The sequence below is a fragment of the uncultured Clostridium sp. genome, assembly GCF_934754925.1.
Lineage (GTDB): Bacteria > Bacillota > Clostridia > Clostridiales > Clostridiaceae > Clostridium.
The window spans coordinates 1-1,567 of record NZ_CAKVJA010000120.1; the positions used below are offsets into that span (position 1 = coordinate 1).

Annotated in this window: 3 protein-coding genes; 2 read left to right on the top strand and 1 reads right to left on the bottom strand. The window is 29.4% G+C overall.

What is annotated here, in order from left to right:
* Nucleotides 1–123: toxic anion resistance protein (locus Q0G30_RS14350; protein ID WP_294391472.1), on the top strand; the 123-nt coding region annotated here is incomplete at its 5' end.
* A 190-nt stretch (nucleotides 124–313) separates the two neighbouring features.
* The gene (locus Q0G30_RS14355) at nucleotides 314–589 is read left to right on the top strand and encodes a hypothetical protein (RefSeq protein WP_294391469.1); all 276 of its coding nucleotides are present in this window, start codon (nucleotides 314–316) and stop codon (nucleotides 587–589) included.
* A gap of 57 nt (nucleotides 590–646) precedes the next feature.
* On the opposite strand, the gene Q0G30_RS14360 is transcribed toward Q0G30_RS14355, so the two are convergent.
* Nucleotides 647–1,567 (bottom strand): EF-Tu/IF-2/RF-3 family GTPase (locus Q0G30_RS14360; protein WP_366014150.1); only part of this gene is annotated, 921 nt, incomplete at its 5' end.

A 1,567-nucleotide genomic window follows, 5' to 3' on the forward strand; every position in this document is an offset into this window, starting at 1 on the left:
ACTCTTGATGAAATACTTAATATACAAACAGAAGGACGTCAAAAACGTAGGGAAGCTGAAATAGAATTAAGAAATATTGAAGATCAATTAAAAAATAAGCTTATAAATTTTAAATATAAGTAAACTCTAAATTAAAAGTTAATAAGAAGATTTTAAAAAAGCTATTAAAGTTACTAATTAAACTTTAATAGCTTTTTTTACATATATAAAAAACAACCATTGAAAGGTTAAACATATATAATTTCTTATAGTAACCATACAAAAAGATTAGAGTATAATAAACTAAAAAACAAATACTTAGGGGGTTACAAAAATGAAATGTTGTTCTTATAAAATAGGAGTGATTGTGGAAATAATGGACAGTAGCGATGGTAGATATAAACTAATTACCATAGGACAAGACCCAAATGATATATATACTTTTACAAGACTAGTTGTAGGTAATGAAACTTTAATCTTAAATTGTGAGTACAATGAAATTATCGTTGACGATTTGAAAGTAGGTGACTTTGTTTTAGCATATCATTCCAATGTAATGACTATGAGTATACCACCACAAACAAGTGCTTATATTATAGAAGTAAAATAATATGATGAAAATAAAAGCTAGTCATGTGACTAGCCTTTATTTTATACAAAATCTATATTATATAGAAGTTTCTCTTACTTCTAATCCTTCATTTCTTTCAAGTAGAGTTCTAATAGACCATTCATTTCCGAATAATACTACTGGATTTCTATTTTTATCTTCTACAAGTAATGTATCCATTGGCATTGAAAGTTTTCCAAATTTAGAAAGATCATTTTCAACCCAACGTACATGGCTATAAGGTAGTGAGTACATAGTTATATCAACACCATATTCTTGTTTTAGACGATATTCTAAAACTTCGAATTGAAGTACACCAACAACTCCAACGATAAGTTCTTCCATACCACCATTAGGCTCTTTGAATACTTGTATAGCACCTTCTTCTGCTAATTGAGTAATACCTTTTACGAATTGTTTTCTCTTAAGAGCATTTTTTGTAGATATTTTCATAAAGTGCTCAGGAGCAAATTGTGGTATACCAGTGTACTCAAGATTTCCTTTTTTCTCACTTAAAGTATCACCAATGTTGAATATTCCTGGGTCATGGATACCTATTATATCACCTGGATATGCTGATTCAATCATAACACGATCTTGTGCAACGAATTGTTGAGGTTGAGAAAGTTTAATCTTTTTACCTCTTTGAACGTGATTTACAGTCATACCTTTTTCGAATTTACCAGAGCAAATTCTTAAGAAAGCAATTCTATCTCTGTGGTTTTTATCCATATTAGCTTGGATTTTAAATATAAATCCAGAGAAGTTATCTGAATTAGGGTCAACTTCACCTAAGTTACTGTTACGAGCAGTTGGTGGTGTTGTTATATCTAAGAATGATTCTAAGAATGGTTCAACACCGAAGTTAGTAAGGGCACTTCCGAAGAATACTGGTGTTAATTCACCTTTTAATATTGATTCTAAATCAAAGTTATCACCAGCTATATCTAAAAGTTCAATATCTTCTAGTAATTTTTC